General features: G+C 63.6%; 19 protein-coding genes. 5 read left to right on the plus strand and 14 right to left on the minus strand.

Annotated features, from left to right (window positions below):
- Positions 1-48 precede the first annotated feature (48 nt).
- The 10 genes from D0T21_RS24795 to D0T21_RS24840 are packed head-to-tail and all read right to left on the minus strand — an operon-like array spanning position 49 to position 7,790.
- Entirely contained in the window at positions 49-792 is a 744-nt protein-coding gene (locus D0T21_RS24795; RefSeq protein WP_116992389.1) for an AraC family transcriptional regulator, read from the minus strand.
- A gap of 28 nt (positions 793-820) precedes the next feature.
- Complete coding sequence (locus D0T21_RS24800; RefSeq protein WP_116992388.1) at positions 821-1,126, minus strand: cytochrome C oxidase subunit IV family protein; 306 nt, start codon at positions 1,124-1,126, stop codon at positions 821-823.
- 8 nt (positions 1,127-1,134) lie between these two features.
- Positions 1,135-1,800, minus strand: coding sequence for a heme-copper oxidase subunit III family protein (locus tag D0T21_RS24805; RefSeq protein WP_116992387.1), 666 nt, complete (start codon positions 1,798-1,800; stop codon positions 1,135-1,137).
- The gene (locus tag D0T21_RS24810) at positions 1,797-2,390 is read right to left on the minus strand and encodes a cytochrome c oxidase subunit 3 (protein WP_116992386.1); all 594 of its coding nucleotides are present in this window, start codon (positions 2,388-2,390) and stop codon (positions 1,797-1,799) included. Before D0T21_RS24810 ends, D0T21_RS24805 begins: the two co-directional genes overlap by 4 nt.
- A complete protein-coding gene (gene ctaD, locus D0T21_RS24815; RefSeq protein ID WP_116992385.1) occupies positions 2,387-4,126 on the minus strand; it encodes a cytochrome c oxidase subunit I in 1,740 nt (579 codons plus the stop codon). The genes D0T21_RS24810 and ctaD overlap by 4 nt, the downstream gene beginning before the upstream one ends.
- Positions 4,127-4,136: 10 nt before the next feature.
- Entirely contained in the window at positions 4,137-5,228 is a 1,092-nt protein-coding gene (locus D0T21_RS24820; RefSeq protein ID WP_116992539.1) for a cytochrome c oxidase subunit II, read from the minus strand.
- Positions 5,229-5,243: 15 nt separating this feature from the next.
- Positions 5,244-5,747: a hypothetical protein gene (locus tag D0T21_RS24825; RefSeq protein WP_116992384.1), complete on the minus strand. Its 504-nt coding sequence runs from the start codon at positions 5,745-5,747 to the stop codon at positions 5,244-5,246.
- 47 nt (positions 5,748-5,794) lie between these two features.
- Complete coding sequence (locus D0T21_RS24830) at positions 5,795-6,106, minus strand: hypothetical protein (protein WP_116992383.1); 312 nt, start codon at positions 6,104-6,106, stop codon at positions 5,795-5,797.
- Positions 6,107-6,110: 4 nt separating this feature from the next.
- On the minus strand, positions 6,111-6,593 hold the full coding sequence (gene rfaE2 / locus D0T21_RS24835) for a D-glycero-beta-D-manno-heptose 1-phosphate adenylyltransferase (protein ID WP_116992382.1): 483 nt from the start codon (positions 6,591-6,593) through the stop codon (positions 6,111-6,113).
- 12 nt (positions 6,594-6,605) lie between these two features.
- Positions 6,606-7,790 carry a PilT/PilU family type 4a pilus ATPase gene (locus D0T21_RS24840; RefSeq protein ID WP_116992381.1) on the minus strand — a complete coding sequence of 395 codons (1,185 nt, stop codon included), beginning with the start codon at positions 7,788-7,790 and terminating at the stop codon, positions 6,606-6,608.
- 111 nt (positions 7,791-7,901) lie between these two features.
- Between D0T21_RS24840 and D0T21_RS24845 the strand changes: the two genes are divergently transcribed.
- The 3 genes from D0T21_RS24845 to D0T21_RS24855 all read left to right on the plus strand — a co-directional run bounded on the left by D0T21_RS24845 (position 7,902) and on the right by D0T21_RS24855 (position 10,181).
- On the plus strand, positions 7,902-8,837 hold the full coding sequence (locus D0T21_RS24845; RefSeq protein WP_116992380.1) for a hydrogen peroxide-inducible genes activator: 936 nt from the start codon (positions 7,902-7,904) through the stop codon (positions 8,835-8,837).
- Positions 8,838-8,894: 57 nt separating this feature from the next.
- Positions 8,895-9,749 carry a 4-hydroxybenzoate octaprenyltransferase gene (gene ubiA, locus D0T21_RS24850; RefSeq protein ID WP_116992379.1) on the plus strand — a complete coding sequence of 285 codons (855 nt, stop codon included), beginning with the start codon at positions 8,895-8,897 and terminating at the stop codon, positions 9,747-9,749.
- Positions 9,750-9,833: 84 nt separating this feature from the next.
- On the plus strand, positions 9,834-10,181 hold the full coding sequence (locus D0T21_RS24855; RefSeq protein ID WP_116992378.1) for a YqjD family protein: 348 nt from the start codon (positions 9,834-9,836) through the stop codon (positions 10,179-10,181).
- Here D0T21_RS24855 and D0T21_RS24860 read toward each other — a convergent pair.
- Both D0T21_RS24860 and D0T21_RS24865 read right to left on the minus strand, forming a co-directional pair.
- Positions 10,150-10,521 carry an MmcQ/YjbR family DNA-binding protein gene (locus D0T21_RS24860; protein ID WP_116992377.1) on the minus strand — a complete coding sequence of 124 codons (372 nt, stop codon included), beginning with the start codon at positions 10,519-10,521 and terminating at the stop codon, positions 10,150-10,152. The genes D0T21_RS24855 and D0T21_RS24860 overlap by 32 nt on opposite strands.
- Position 10,522: 1 nt before the next feature.
- A complete protein-coding gene (locus tag D0T21_RS24865) occupies positions 10,523-10,822 on the minus strand; it encodes a high-potential iron-sulfur protein (RefSeq protein ID WP_116992376.1) in 300 nt (99 codons plus the stop codon).
- 143 nt (positions 10,823-10,965) lie between these two features.
- Here D0T21_RS24865 and D0T21_RS24870 point away from each other — a divergent pair, with 143 nt between their 5' ends.
- On the plus strand, positions 10,966-12,225 hold the full coding sequence (locus tag D0T21_RS24870) for a parallel beta-helix domain-containing protein (protein WP_116992375.1): 1,260 nt from the start codon (positions 10,966-10,968) through the stop codon (positions 12,223-12,225).
- Complete coding sequence (locus D0T21_RS24875) at positions 12,222-13,358, plus strand: SO2930 family diheme c-type cytochrome (protein WP_116992374.1); 1,137 nt, start codon at positions 12,222-12,224, stop codon at positions 13,356-13,358. The genes D0T21_RS24870 and D0T21_RS24875 overlap by 4 nt, the downstream gene beginning before the upstream one ends.
- 1 nt (position 13,359) lies before the next feature.
- Here D0T21_RS24875 and D0T21_RS24880 read toward each other — a convergent pair whose 3' ends face one another.
- Entirely contained in the window at positions 13,360-14,325 is a 966-nt protein-coding gene (locus D0T21_RS24880; protein WP_116992373.1) for a PHB depolymerase family esterase, read from the minus strand.
- 13 nt (positions 14,326-14,338) lie between these two features.
- The gene (gene proC / locus D0T21_RS24885; RefSeq protein WP_116992372.1) at positions 14,339-15,163 is read right to left on the minus strand and encodes a pyrroline-5-carboxylate reductase; all 825 of its coding nucleotides are present in this window, start codon (positions 15,161-15,163) and stop codon (positions 14,339-14,341) included.

Below are 15,163 nucleotides of genomic sequence, written 5' to 3' on the forward strand. Positions count from 1 at the left end.
AAGCGGTCATTGTCGGCGCGGGCGGCGGTCAGGGATTGTGCTTGGCTGTCAGATTTTTGTTTGGTTCTGCCGTTCGCGCTTGCGGTAGGCCAGCGGCGTGACATCCATTGCGCGCCGCATCGCGTGTGTCAGTGCGCTCTGGTCGGCGTAACCGGCCTGTGTCGCCAGCCGGGCGATGGGGAGTTCCGTTTGCGCCAGTTGGCGGCAGGCCCAGCGCAGGCGCATATCGGTCAGCCAGGCCAGCGGCGTGGTCTGCATCTCGTCGCGGAAGGCGCGGTGCAGGCTGCTCACGCTCATGTGCGCGGCCTTGGCCATCGTGTCGGTATTCCACGGTTGGCCGGGATGGGCTTCGATCTGGCCCAGCGCGGCCAACAGGCGCGAGGCGGGACGGATTTCCTGCTGCGCCAGCGCTTCCAGCAGCAGAGGCATCCAGTGGGCCAGCGTCGCCTCGCTGGCGCCAGACTGCGCGCGCAGCAGGCCGATAAAGTCGATCAGCTTGGCGGCCGGCGCGCTGATGGGTGAGTACCGCCGCTCGGACAGCTTGGCGGCGGTGGATTCAGGTACTGCGGCCAGGTCGAAGTCCAGTATCAGCGACTGGTTCGGCCCGGTGGCGGAAGCCTCATGCACCAGGCCCGGCTCGACAAACGCGGCGCGCTGCGGATGGACCACGGCGCCGGAACCCTTGATGTCCATGATCACCCTGCCCTTGATTGGCAGCACCAACTGGGCGAAGCTGTGCACGCCGGACAAGGGTTCGGCGACGTAGCTGCGGAGATCGAGTTCGGTCGGCATGGTGGCTACAGTGTAGCAGCCTCCTCCATCAACGGAAATACAGCGTGCGGGTGAAGAAGGTATAGTCCGATTCCACCCACATCAGCAAGGCCAGCACCAGCAAACACAGCGGCGGCGCCAGCACCACGTAGATCAGCGCCGCGCGCTCCCAGCGCAAATGCATGAACACCGCCACGATCAGCCCGGCCTTAGCCATCATCAGCAGCAGGATCAAGGTCCAGCGCAGATAGCTTTCGGCATGAAAGAAATCGACCAGATAGGAAAACGTGCTGAGCACGAACAGCAGCAGCCAGACCTTCAGGTACAGACCGATCGGATGAGTGGCGGCTTCCATGGCAACTCCTACCAAAGATAAAACAGCGCAAAGATGAACACCCACACCAGGTCGACAAAGTGCCAGTACAAGCCGGCGATCTCGACGATGTCGTAATTGCCGCCGCGCTCGTAATGGCCGCGCCGCACCCGGCGCGCGACGATGCTCAGGTAGATCACGCCGGCCGTCACATGCAGGCCGTGGAAGCCGGTGATCATGAAGAAGCACGCGCCGAACTGGGCCGCGCCGTCCGGGTTAATCCATGGCCGCACGCCTTCCGCGATCAGCTTGCTCCATTCGAAGGCTTGCATGCTGACAAAGGTCGCGCCCAACGCCGCGGTCAGCAGCATCAGCGCCGCGCAGCGGGCGCGCTCGCGCCGGTAGGCGTAGTTAACCGCCATCGCCATCGTGCCGCTGCTGGTGATCAGGATGAAGGTCATGATGGCGATCAGTATCAGCGGCAGCTTGGCGCCGCCTATCGTCAGCGCAAACACTTCGCTGGGATTGGGCCAGGCCGCCGTGGCCGAGATGCGTACCGACATGTAGCCGGTGAGGAAACTGCCAAAGATGAAGGTGTCGCTGAGCAGGAAGATCCACATCATCGCCTTGCCCCACGGCACGCTGAAGGCGGCGCGGTCGCCCGACCAGTCCGCCACCATGCCTTGCCAGCCGGCCGTGTCGCTTGGTTTGCTCATGGCCCGCCTCCGCAGATTTGATTCACCAGTGCCGGCGTCACGCCGAAGAGCAGGCCGAACATGGCCAGCCACAAGCCCAGCAGGAAATGCCAGTAGCGCGCGCACAGCTGCAGCGTCACGCTATCACGCCCGAGGTCGCGGTGCGCCCAGGCGGCTACCACCAGTCCGCCGATCACATGCAGGCCGTGCAGGCCGGTGATCAGGTAAAAGAAACTGTTGGCTGGATTGGCGCCCAGCGTCAGATTGGCCGCCTCCATCTGCTGCCACGCCCACAGCTGCGACGCCAGGAAGGCCAGCGAGCAGATGCAGGCCATGGCGTATGCCGTCCGCAATCCCGCCACACCACGGCCGCGTGCGGCATGCCAGGCGCGTTGCCAGGCCACGCTAGCGGCGACCAACAATGCGGTACTCAGCCAAAGCTGCACGGGAACGAAGGGCAGCGGACGCCAATCCGGCGCCGCCATGCGCATCACGTAGGCGCTGCTGAACAGGAAGAACAGCATGCCGATCACGCCCATGAACACCCACAGGCCGGTGCGCCGCCTGAGCATGTCGGCGTGGTTGCTCACCAGGTAGAGGCTGGGATTCATGGCGTCTCCGGCACCGGGACCGGCCGGCTGTCCGTCTCATCAATCGGCGCCTGGTCCTGCGCCACATAGTCGCTGTCGCCATCCTGTTGGCCGTACTCGTAGGCGCCGCGATACACCACCGGTGTTTGTTCGCCCCAGTTGCCGTGCACCGGCGGCGTCTGCGGCGTATGCCACTCCAGGCTGGCTGCGCGCCAGGGGTTGCCGCCCGCCTCGCGGCCACGGAAGGTACTCCACCACAAATTCAGCACGAACAGCAATTGCGATACACCGACAAACAAGGCGACGATGGTGATGAACGCGTTCAGCGATTGCGCCGATTCGGGAATGAAGGCGTAGTGATCGTAAGCGTAGTAGCGCCTCGGCATGCCCAGCAAGCCCAGGTAGTGCATCGGGAAGAAAATCAAGTACGTGCCAACGAAGGTGATCCAGAAATGCACCCGCCCCAGCATCACGTCGCACATGCGCCCGCTCACCTTGGGGAACCAGTGATACAGCCCGCCAAACACCGCCAGCACCGGCGAAACTCCCATCACCATGTGAAAATGCGCAACGACGAAATAAGTGTTTGACAGCGGGATATCGACGCTGACATTCCCCAGGAACAGCCCGGTCAGTCCGCCGATGACGAAGGTGCTGATGAAGCCGACGGCAAACAGCATCGGCACCGTCAGGTGTATATCGCCGCGCCACAAGGTCAGCGTCCAGTTGTAGACCTTGAGCGCGGTCGGCACGGCGATGATCAGCGTGGTGGTGGCGAAGAAGAAACCGAAATACGGATGCATGCCGCTCACGTACATATGGTGCGCCCACACGACAAAACTCAGCCCGCCGATCACCACGATGGCCCACACCATCATCTTGTAGCCGAAGATCTGCTTGCGCGCATGCACGCTGATCAGGTCGGAAATAATGCCGAACGCCGGCAAGGCCACGATGTACACCTCCGGGTGGCCGAAGAACCAGAACAGGTGCTGGAACAACAGCGGGCTGCCGCCCTGGTGCGGCAAGTGCTGCCCCATCGACACCACGGCCGGCATGAAGAAACTTGTGCCCAGCGTTTTATCGAGCAGCATCATGACGCCGCTGACGAACAAGGCCGGGAACGCCAGCAGCGCCAGGATGGTGGCGGTAAAGATGCCCCACACCGTCAACGGCATGCGCATCAGCGTCATGCCCTGGGTGCGCGCCTGTAGCACGGTGGTCACGTAGTTCAAGCCGCCCATGGTGGCGGCGGCGATGAACACCAGCAGCGACACCAGCATCACGATGATGCCCCATTCAGTGCCCGGTGTGCCGGGCAGTATCGCCTGCGGTGGATACAGGGTCCAGCCGGCGCCGGTCGGCCCGCCGGGCACGACAAAGCTGCCCGCCAGGATCAGTACCGCCAACAGGTAGAACCAATAGCTGAGCATATTCAGGAAGGGAAACACCATGTCGCGCGCCCCCACCATCAGCGGGATCAGGTAGTTGCCGAAACCTCCCAGGAACAGCGCCGTCAGCAGATACACCACCATGATCATGCCGTGCATGGTCATGAACTGGTAGTAACGGCTGGCGTCGATGAAGGCGAACTTGCCGGGAAATCCCAGCTGCAAACGCATCAGGTCCGACAGCACCAGCCCCACCAGCCCGATCACCAGCGCCGTGATGGTGTACTGGATCGCGATCACTTTATGGTCCTGGCTCCACACGTAGCGCGTCCAGAAGCTGTGAGGATGCTCGCCGCCGTAGCCCATGCCCGCCTCCCTATTTGATGGTCTTGATGTAATCGACCAGCTGCGTCACTTCGGTCGGACTCAGCTGCTGCGCCGGCATGATGGGCTGATAGCCCTTGACGATGCGGGCGGCGGGATTGGTGATCGATTCGCGCAGATACACCTCGTCCACATGCACGGTGGCGCCGTCGTTCATGGTCTCGTTCTTGCCGAACAGCCCTTTCCACGTCGGCCCCACGCCGGCGTTGCCGTCGATGCTGTGGCAGGCCGCGCAGCCGCGCGACTGCGCCAGCAGGCGTCCCTGCTTGCCCGGCTCCGCACCGCCAGCCGCGACCGCCGTCATTGCAGCAAAGGTCGGCTGCGCCGCCAGCCAGGCGTCATACGCCGGCCCATCGTCCACCACGACATAGCTGCGCATATTGAAATGGCCGATGCCGCACAGCTGCGCGCACATCACCTCGAACCTGCCGACCCGCGACGGCGTGAACCAGAACGACGTCACCATGCCTGGCACCATATTCATCCGCGTGCGGAATTCCGGCACATAAAAATCATGCAGCACGTCCTGCGCACGCAGCAGCGCGCGCACCGGCCGGCCGACGGGGATATGCACCTCCTGCCCTTCAACCAGCAGATCGTCCTGCCCGCTTGGGTCGGCCGGATTCATGCCATAGGGATTGGCGTTGCTGATGAAGCGCATATCGGTGCTGCCCAGCTTGCCGTCCTTGCCCGGCAGGCGGTAATGCCATTGCCACTGCTGGCCCAGCACCTCGAACACCATCGCGTCGCGCGGCGGATCGATCAGCTTGGCATACACCGACAAGCCCGGCGCCAGCAGCGCGGCGACGCCCACCGTGGTGGCGCCGACCAGCCACCACTCCAGCTTTGCGCTGCCGTGCGTGGCCGCCGCGCGCACGCCGTCCTGATGTCTGAACGTCACCAGCGCATACGCCACGAACAGGTTGATGACGACGAAGGCCACGCCGGTGATGGCAAAGGTCAGCAGCAAGGCATCGTCCATCTGCTGCCAGTTGGAGGCGATGGGCGTGAGCCACCACGGACTCATATAATGAAATTCCAGGGCGCCAACTACGATCAATATCAGTATCAATGCTAACGCCATGGCGGCTTCCAAAAGCTAACGTGGCCTGCTCGGCCGTTCCAGCTTGAGATAAATGAAGGCTGCGGTCATCCCGAAGATGACGTGGGCGATGGCTGTCGGCCAGCCTCGCAGCGCTACGAACCATGTATAGACACCGGCCATGCCATAAAAGTTCAGCACATAGAGCAGAAGTCCGAACACCGCGCCGGTCGCGAGCGCCAGGGCGACGCTGGAGTCAAGACGGAACGGTGCGATGATGGCGGCCAGCATGACGCCGAACGCCACGCCCAGCGCGTAATGCACCAGCAATGCGGCGACCGTCACGCCCAGGCTGTAGCCGCTGGTTTGCAGCACGTCCCAGCTCATCACCAGTGCGGCGATCATGTGGGTGGCCAACCAGGGATCGGCGGCGTTGGTGATGGCGGACCAGCTGAGTTCAAGCAACATCAACACGCCGCCGGCGCCGAAACCGGCGACCGCAGCGGCGGCCCAGTCCGGCAGGCGCGCCTGCCAACGATGCGATTGCAGATGCAGTTCCATGACGTCCTCCCCGAAAGATTTTTGGGAGATTCAGTCTAGGAGTTTTTTCAGGCCCTGTCAGCCCGCGCGCGATTGGAACGGATGGAGAAAGACAACAGTAAAGCCAGCGCGCCGGCGCCGGCCAGGCTCACGCATACGGTGCTGGCGGCCGCCAGCGCGGCCGGATTGCGCAGGCCCAGCAGGTCGGCGGCGAAGGCCAGCGACACGGTTGCGATCAGCTGAGCCGGATAGAGGAAGCGCAGTTGGCGGAAGGCGCGCGCGTCGCCGCGCCGCCAGTAGCGCAGCGCGATCGCGAACGCGGGTCCCCACAACACGCCGAGGAACACCAGCGCCGCGAACACGGCAATCAGGATGCGCATGATATCAAGAACGCTGGGCGCGCACCTTGGTCAGCAGCTTGGTGGTCGAGCGGTCGTGCTCGAAGTCGATGGCGATCGCCTGGCCACCGTAGGCCAGCACGGCCTTGCCTTCCGGGATGGCGTCCATCTGGTAATCGCCGCCCTTGGCGTAGATTTCCGGCCGCGCCTGCTGCACCACTTCCAACGCGGTGTCTTCGTCGAAGTCCACCACCAGGCTCACCGCTTCCAGCGCGGCCAGCACCGCCATGCGGTCTGCGCAGTTGTTGAGCGGACGGTCGTCGCCCTTGCCCAGGCGTTTGACGGAGGCGTCGGTATTGGCGGCCACCACCAGCGAGGCGCCCAGCGCGCGCGCCTGCGCCAGATAGGTCACGTGGCCGCGGTGCAGGATGTCGAACACGCCGTTGGTCAGCACCACCGGCTTGGGCAGTGCGGCGACGCGCGCGGCCAGTTGTTCACGGGTGCAGATCTTGGTTTCAAATTGAGGCATGAGGTTCTTCGGTTATTTGGGTTCTTCGTCTTCCGGCTCTTCGTCGATCTGCATGCTGAGCGAATCGGCGGTGGTCGGACTGTTGTCGCCCGGCTCCTTGCGGTCGCCGCGCAGCTTGATCTGCAAGCGCAGGCCGTTGGCCGAGTCGGCGTTGCGGATCGCCTCTTCGTAGGCGATATAGCCCTTATTATAAAGTTCGTACAGCGCCTGGTCGAAAGTGCACATGCCGAGCTCGCGCGACTTGTGCATGATTTCCTTGATCGCCTGGAAGTTCCCCTTGAAGATCATCTCGGCGATGGTCGGCGTGTTGAGCAGGATTTCAATCGCGGCCTTGCGTCCCTTGCCGTCCTCGGTGCGCACCAGGCGCTGCGACACGATGGCGCGCAAGTTGGACGACAAATCCATCAGCAGTTGGTTGCGCCGCTCTTCCGGGAAGAAGTTGATGATGCGGTCCATGGTCTGGTTGGAGTTGTTCGCATGCAGCGTGCCCAGGCACAGGTGGCCGGTCTCGGCGAACGCGATCGCGTGCTCCATGGTCTCGGTGTCGCGGATCTCGCCGATCAGGATCACGTCCGGCGCCTGGCGCAGCGTGTTCTTCAGCGCGTTGTGCCACGACAGCGTATCGACGCCCACTTCGCGATGCGTGATCAGGCAGCCCTTGTTCTTGTGCACGTACTCGACCGGATCTTCCACCGTGATGATGTGGCCGGCCGAATTGGCGTTGCGGTAGTCGATCATCGCCGCCAGCGTGGTCGACTTGCCGGAACCGGTGCCGCCCACCACCAGCACCAGGCCGCGCTTGGTCATGATGACTTCCTTCAGCACCTCGGGCAGGTCAAGCTTTTCGAAATTCGGGATTTCCGAGGCAATGGTCCGTATCACCATGGCCACGTTCTGCTGCTGCACGAAAACGTTGACGCGGAAACGGCACACGTCCGGCAAGGAGATCGCGAAGTTGCATTCCAGCTCGGCCTCGAACTCGCGCTTCTGCTTGTCGTTCATAATGGACAGCGCCAGCGCGCGGGTCACGCTGCCGGTCAGCTTCTGCTGGCTCAGGGGCTTCATCGCGCCCTGCGACTTCATGCTCGGCGGGAAATCTGCGGAAATGAACAAATCCGAACCGCCGGTGTGGTGCATCACCTTGAGCAGCTTGTGCAGATAGGCTTGCGCTTCTTCTGGACCAAATGTGGAGGACATGCTTGCCTTTCGATGGGTAGTACCAACATACGCTGCATTATATCGACAGCATTCGCTACAATACCTTTTCTAATTATTGCATCCCAGCATTGCCTGTGTTCAAATACATTTATGACACTGACCGAACTGAAATATATCGTCGCCGTTGCAAGAGCGAAACACTTCGGACATGCGGCCGAGGCCTGTTACGTCGCGCAGCCGACGCTTTCGGTCGCCATCAAGAAACTGGAAGATGAACTGGGCGTGGTCCTGTTTGAACGGGGCGGCGCAGAGATCTCCGTCACCCCGCTGGGCGCGCAAATCGTCGCCCAGGCCGAGCGCGTGCTGGAACAGACCGCCGCCATCAAGGAACTCGCCAAGCAGAACAAGGACCCGCTGGCCGGCCCGCTGCGCCTGGGCGTGATCTACACCATCGGCCCCTACCTGCTGCCGCCGCTGGTCAAGGGCATGATAGCCAAAGTCCCGCAGATGCCGCTGATCTTGCAGGAAAACTTCACCGTGCGCCTGATCGAGATGCTGCGCCAGGGTGAGCTGGACGCCGCCATCATGGCGCTGCCGCTGCCCGAGCACGGCATGGCGATGCAGGCGCTGTACGACGAGCCGTTCGTGGTGGCGATGCCGTCCCAGCATCCTTGGGCCAAACGCCGCAGCATTCCCGCCGACGACCTGAAAACCGAAAACATGCTGCTGCTTGGCAACGGGCACTGCTTCCGCGATCAGGTACTGGAAGTATGTCCCGAAATGGCCCGCTTCTCCGCGCCGGGCAATGGCATGCAGCGTACCTTCGAGGGTTCGTCGCTGGAAACCATCCGTCACATGGTGGCCAGCGGCATCGGCCTGACCGTGCTGCCGCGCGCCTCGGTGCCGGACATGGACACCAAGGAAGGCATGTTGCAATTCCGTCCCTTCGAAGGGCAGCAGCCGTCGCGCCGCGTGGTCATCGTGTGGCGTAAAAGCTTCACCCGCAAGGCCGCCATCGACGCCGTGTGCGAAGTGGTAGCCGCTTGCAACCTGCCTGGCATCACCACCCTCTGCGCCGACGATTGAGCTGGCAGCGCCAGGATTTGCGATAATCCTGATCTTTCCCTACAAGCGGCACTATCCATGAACAAGCTGGAGCTCTATTTTCGCCTGGTCAGGCTGGACAAACCCATCGGCACGTTGCTGCTGTTGTGGCCGACGCTGTGCGCGCTGTGGCTGGCATCCAACGGCAAGCCCAGCCTGACGCTGGTGCTGATCTTCTCGCTCGGCACACTGCTGATGCGCTCGGCCGGCTGCGCGATGAACGACTACGCCGACCAGGATATCGACAAGTTCGTCAAACGCACGGCGCAGCGCCCCATCACCAGCGGCCGCATCAGCGGCAAGGAAGCGCTGGCCATCGCTGGCACGCTGGCGGTGCTGTCGTTCTGCCTGATCCTGCCGCTGAACGCGCTGACCAAGCAGCTGTCGGTGGCGGCTGTCATCATCGCCGGCACCTACCCTTACTTCAAGCGCTTCTTCGCGATTCCGCAAGCCTATCTGGGCATCGCCTTCGGCTTCGGCATCCCGATGGCGTTTGCCGCGATCCAGAACACGGTGCCGATGGTGGCGTGGGTGCTGTTGCTCGGTAACGTGTTCTGGGCCGTGGCCTACGACACCGAGTACGCCATGGTCGACCGCGACGACGACCTGAAGATCGGCATCAAGACCTCGGCCATCACCTTCGGCCGCTACGACGTGGCGGCAGTGATGCTGTGCTACGCCGTGCACCTGGGTTTGCTGCTGGCCTGCGGCTGGCAGTTGGGCATGGGCGTCTGGTTCGCCGGTGGCGTGGCGGTGGCGGCGGGCATCGCCTGCTATCACTACACGCTGATCCGCGGCCGCGAGCGTGATGCCTGCTTCTACGCCTTCCGCCACAACAACTGGCTGGGTGCGGCGGTGTTCGCGGGCGTGGCGCTGGATTACGCGCTGCGCTAACGCGATTGAGACAGCGCAAGGCGGCGACGCCTGTGCTGCCTACAATGGCTATCCCCTGCCACCCAGACATTCGATGAGGTCATCATGGATCAGACACAACAGAACGGCAAAGGCATCGCCGACAACCAGGCCGCCAGCGCCACCGCGCGCGACAAGCTGATGGATGAACTGAAGCACGCCATCGGCGAAGCCGAGGACTGGCTGAAGGATGCCACCAAAGAGCCCGCACCCAACTCCGAAACCCGCGCCCGCTTCGACGACACGCTACGCACCGCCAAGACCGACCTGCGCAAACTGGAAGACAGCGTCATCGCCCGCAGCCGCAGCGCGGCCGACTCGGCCAACGTCTACGTGCGCGACAATCCGTGGAAATCGGTGGGCCTGGGCGCGGCGATCGGCGTCATCGTCGGGCTGCTGGTAGCGCGCAGATAGACTCCACACTGGCGCCATGCAGCTTGAGCAGCGACTTCGGCGCCGCCAGCAGCCAGGCTTGCGCCAGACGCAGCTTCGCGCCATCGGGATGCGCTTGCGGCAGGCGCACCAGTACCCACGGGTGGTCGCGGTAGTGGTCGGTGATGTAGTACGTTTCCGGCTCCACCGTCAGCAGGCGCTCGCGTTCTTCCCACGTGGTGCGCACCGCCACCGACTCGCCATCCTCCTTCAGCCGCGCCATCAGCTTGCCCTTCACCTTCAGCGCCGGCGTGCCGTACGAGGTCGACTCTTCGACTAGCGGAAGCGCCAGGCCCAGCGCCTTGAATGCGTCGAAGTCCATGTCAGCCGAACGAGGTACACCAGCCGGCGGCCGTCACCAGCTTGCCGGGGAAGATGGCGCAGCCGCCCATGTCGTTCGGGCCGTCCTCGTAGATCTGGCACTTGCTGCAGCGGTCGCCGGCTTTGAAGTCGGGGAATTTGTGCCCGTCTACCTTGGCGGCGTCAACCACATAGTTGAACTCTTTGGCCAGCGGCTCGTCTTCCTTCAGCGGCACGCGGTCCTCTGCCCATGCCATGCAGCCCAGCGTAGCAGCGGCCAGCCCGGCGCAAGTGTTCAGAATAAATACCCGGCGATTCGTCATCTTTTTTCCTTTCCGTCGCTGCCGCGCCACATGGCCTCGGCCCGGCAATGATACGCGCTTAATGTCGAAAACATACTGCTATACTCAATGTTGCCAAGCACTCTACATCTAACAAATTCTAACAAATAGAATGAGGGGACGACATGTACAAGGCCATACGCACACTAGCTCTTTGCGGTACGATCGGCGCCCTGCTGGGCGCTTGCGGCAAGTCCGAGGCGCCCGTCTCGGCCGAGCAGGCCAGCGCCGACGCGGCGTTCCAGAAGAAGCTGCAGGAGCAGCTGCTCGACGCCAAACCCGGCAGCGTGGTCGAGATCCCGGCCGGTACCTATCATCTCACTAGCGGCCTCACCCTGCGCGGCAACGGCGTCACGGTACGCGGCGCAGGCATGGACAAGACCATCCTCTCATTCAAGGGCCAGGTCACCGGGCCGGAAGGCATGCTGGTCTACGCCAGCAACTTCACCATCGAAGGCCTGACCATCGAGGACTCCAAGGGCGATGGCCTGAAGATCAACGACGGCGACAACATCACCATCCGCAAGGTCAAGGTGCAGTGGACCGGCGGCTCCAAGGTCACCAACGGTGCCTACGGCATCTACCCGGTCAAGACCCGCAACGTGCTGATCGAGGACAGCGTGGCCATCGCCGCCTCCGACGCCGGCATCTACGTCGGCCAGTCCAACGGTGTCGTGGTGCGCCGCTGTCGCGCCGAGCAAAACGTGGCCGGCATCGAAATCGAAAACACCATCAACGCCGACGTCTACGACAACGTCGCCACCAACAACACCGGCGGCATCCTGGTGTTCAACATGCCCAACCTGTCGCAGCCCGGCCATAGCACCCGCGTGTACAAGAACAAGGTCGAGAAGAACAACCTCGGCAACTTCGCCGCGCGCGGCACGGCCGTGGCCAGCGTGCCGGCCGGTTCCGGCATCGTCATCAACTCCAACTCGAAAGTTGAGATCTTCGACAACGACGTCACCGACAACCAGACCGCCAACGTCATCATCTCCAGCTACCACTCCACCGGCTACTTCACCGAGAAAGGCGTGGCCGCCGGCTACGATCCGTATCCGAAGGCGATCTACGTCTACGGCAACCGCTTCAAGGGCGGCGGCGATTCGCCCGATGGCCTGGACCTGAAGGCGCTGAAGATCGCCATGTACGGCATCAGCGGCCACCTGCCCGACGTGCTGTGGGACGGCTATGTCGACACCAAGCTGCTGGTCAAAGGCGTGATGCCGGCCGAGCAGCGCATCTGCATCCAGGACGGCGTGGAAGTGCTGAACGCCGACGGTCCTAACAAGTACAAAAACCCCAGCAAGGAAACAGCGCCGTTCCGCTGCGAGCTGGCCAAGCTGCCGCCGGTGACCATCGCCCAACTCGCCGCGCAGTCATGATGGTGAGATTCGCAGCGATCACCTGCACGCTGATGCTCGCGGCGTGCACGCAGACCCAGGCCCCGGTGAGCTTTATCACCGAAGGCAATCCGGCCAAGTTGAGCGACTGGCATCTGATGGCCGTCTCCGGCGGCCGCCTGAACCTGAACTCCGGCGTGGTTCCGTACGACCTCAATACGCCACTGTTCACCGACTACGCGCAGAAGCTGCGCACCGTCTGGATGCCGAAGGGCCAGAGCGCTGCCTACAACGCCGATACAACGTTTGATTTCCCGGTCGGGACCATCATCAGCAAGACCTTCTACTATCCGAAGGCCGACGGTCCCTCCAAGGCGGTGCTGGCCAAGTACGACACCAGCAAGACCGGCGGCGACAAGCTGGACCTGGCCAACGTGCGCCTGGTCGAAACCCGTCTGCTGGTGCGCCGCGCCGACGGCTGGATCGCCCTGCCCTATGTGTGGAACGCCGAGCAGACCGAAGCCGTACTGTCGCGCACCGGCGACCAGATACCGCTGGAAGTGGTGCATGAAAACGGCGACCGCAAGCCGCTGACCTACGTGGTGCCGAACGTGAACCAGTGCGCGTCCTGCCACGTGGCGGACGTCAAGTCGCGCCAGTTCCAGCCCATCGGCCCGAAGGCGCGGCATATGAACCGCAGCTACAGCTACGACGGCGTGACCAGCAATCAGCTCGACTATCTGGCCCGCATCGGCTACCTGAGCGGCGCGCCCGCCAATGCGGCGACGGCGGCGCCGCACAACGCCAACTGGCTAGACAAGGGTCAGACGCTGAACGCGCGCGCCCGCGCCTACCTGGACATCAACTGCGCCCACTGCCACAACGACAAGGGCGCGGCCAACACCACCGCGCTGCACTTGAACATGGGGGCGCCGGCCGACCTGCATCTGGGACTGTGCAAACCGCCGGTGGCGGCGGGCGCGGGCACGGGTGGTCACAACTACGGCATCGCACCGGGCCAGCCGGATGACTCGATCATGGTCTACCGGCTCAGCTCCGACCAGACCGGCGTCATGATGCCGGAACTGGGACGGGGCTCGGTCCACAAGGAGGGCGTGGAACTGATACGGGCGTGGATCGCCGCGATGAAGCAAGGCTGCGGCGGAACCAGTTAGGTTAAGGCGCTACGCGCTTGTCCTTGAAGAAGGCCCAGGTTTCGTCAGCGTATTCAAGGTCGCCGTTTTGCTTGCCCAGCACCGCCAGCACCAGCCATGACAGGCTGTGCGCGATGCTGGGCTGTACGTGGCCGGCGTTTTCCATTTTGAGGAATTCGACCTGCGTCTGTTTCGGATCGCCGCCCCAGACATAACGCACCAGCGACGTCTTGTCCGCCGCATCGCGATGCGGCACCTGCGTGATCGTCGGCGTAGGCGGCAACTGCGCCAGCTCGCGCCAGTATTTCACCGACTCCTCGGCGGTCAGGCCGGAGCCGCGCCCCGTCAACAGGAAGTGACCGACCTCGCCGCCCGAGTAGGGCGCGATCTTGTCCTCGGTGCCATGCGCCACCAGTATCGGCACGGCGCGCTTGGGGGCCGGGCACAGATTCTTGACCGGCATCAGCATACTCGACACGGCCACCGCCGCCAGGCGCGGCCCCAGCTCGATCGCCGCGCGATACACCATGCCGCCGCCATTGGAAGCCCCGGACAGATACACCCGCGACGGATCGGCATTGTGCTGCGCGACTGCCTGGTCGATCAGCGCGGCGATGAAGCCGACATCGTCGGTCTTGGGATTGGTGGGAGCGTCCGCGCGGCAGTCGTTCCAGCCCTGCTTGTCGTCGCTACCTTTGGCGCCGTCGGGCGCGATGACCAGCAGGCCTTCGCGATCGGCCACGGCCAGCCAGGCGGCGGCTGGATCATCGATCCGCCCTTTGCCGAAAGTGAGGTTAGCGGAGGCCGCGTGACCGTGCAGCAGGATCACCAGCGGCAACTTGCCCGCCACCGGAGTCGCCGGCTGCGCCAGCAGATAGTGGCGCGGCCCTTCTGGCCGCTGCATCGTCTCGGAAACGATGGTCGCGGCGCCCGCCTGTAAAACGGTGAAGGCTGCAATCAAGGGGAGATATCGTACTACCGTCATCATGCAACCTTTCGTCTTAGTTAGAAGAACCCAGTTCGTCGCCCATTTCCTTGCCGCGCTGCTGGGCCGCTTTCATCGCCTTGATGATCGCTGCCTTCACGCCGCTGTCTTCCATGCTGGTCAGCGCCGCGTAGGTGGTGCCGCCTTTCGACGTCACCCGTTCGCGCAGCAGCGAGACCGGTTCGCTCGACTGCACCGCCAGCTGCGAAGCGCCGGCAAAGGTGGCCATCGCCAGCTGCTTGCCCTGCTCCGCGCTCAGGCCCATGTCCACGGCGGCCTGCTGCATCGCCTCGATGAAGTAGAACACATAAGCCGGGCCGCTGCCCGACACCGCCGTCACCGCATCGATCTGCGACTCGTCGTCCAGCCACACCGTCGGGCCGACGGCGCGCAGGATATCGTCAGCAGCCTGCTTCTGCGCAGCGGACACGCCGGCCGTCGCCGCCATGCCGGTGATGCCCATGCCGATCAGCGCCGGCGTGTTCGGCATGCAGCGCACGATGGCGCCGTAGCCGCCCAGCCAGCGCGACAAGTCCACGATGCGGATGCCGGCCGCGATCGAGACGATCACCGGCTGCCTGGCCTGGTCGATCAGCGGCAGCAGTTGGGCTGCCACTTCGCGCATGCTTTGCGGTTTGACCGCCAACACGATCACGTCCGCCGCCGAGACGGCGACATCGGCGCCGCTGGCCGTGGTCACGCCGAATTGCTGCTGCAGGCGAACCAGCGCTTCCGCGTTCGGATCGGCCACATGGATGTTGGCGCCGTCGGTGAGTTTGTTGGCCAGTCCCGCGATCAGGGCGGAGGCCATGTTGCCGCCGCCGATAAATGCTATTTTCAT

It is taken from the genome of Duganella sp. BJB476, assembly GCF_003416895.1.
Classification (GTDB): Bacteria; Pseudomonadota; Gammaproteobacteria; order Burkholderiales; family Burkholderiaceae_D; genus Rugamonas.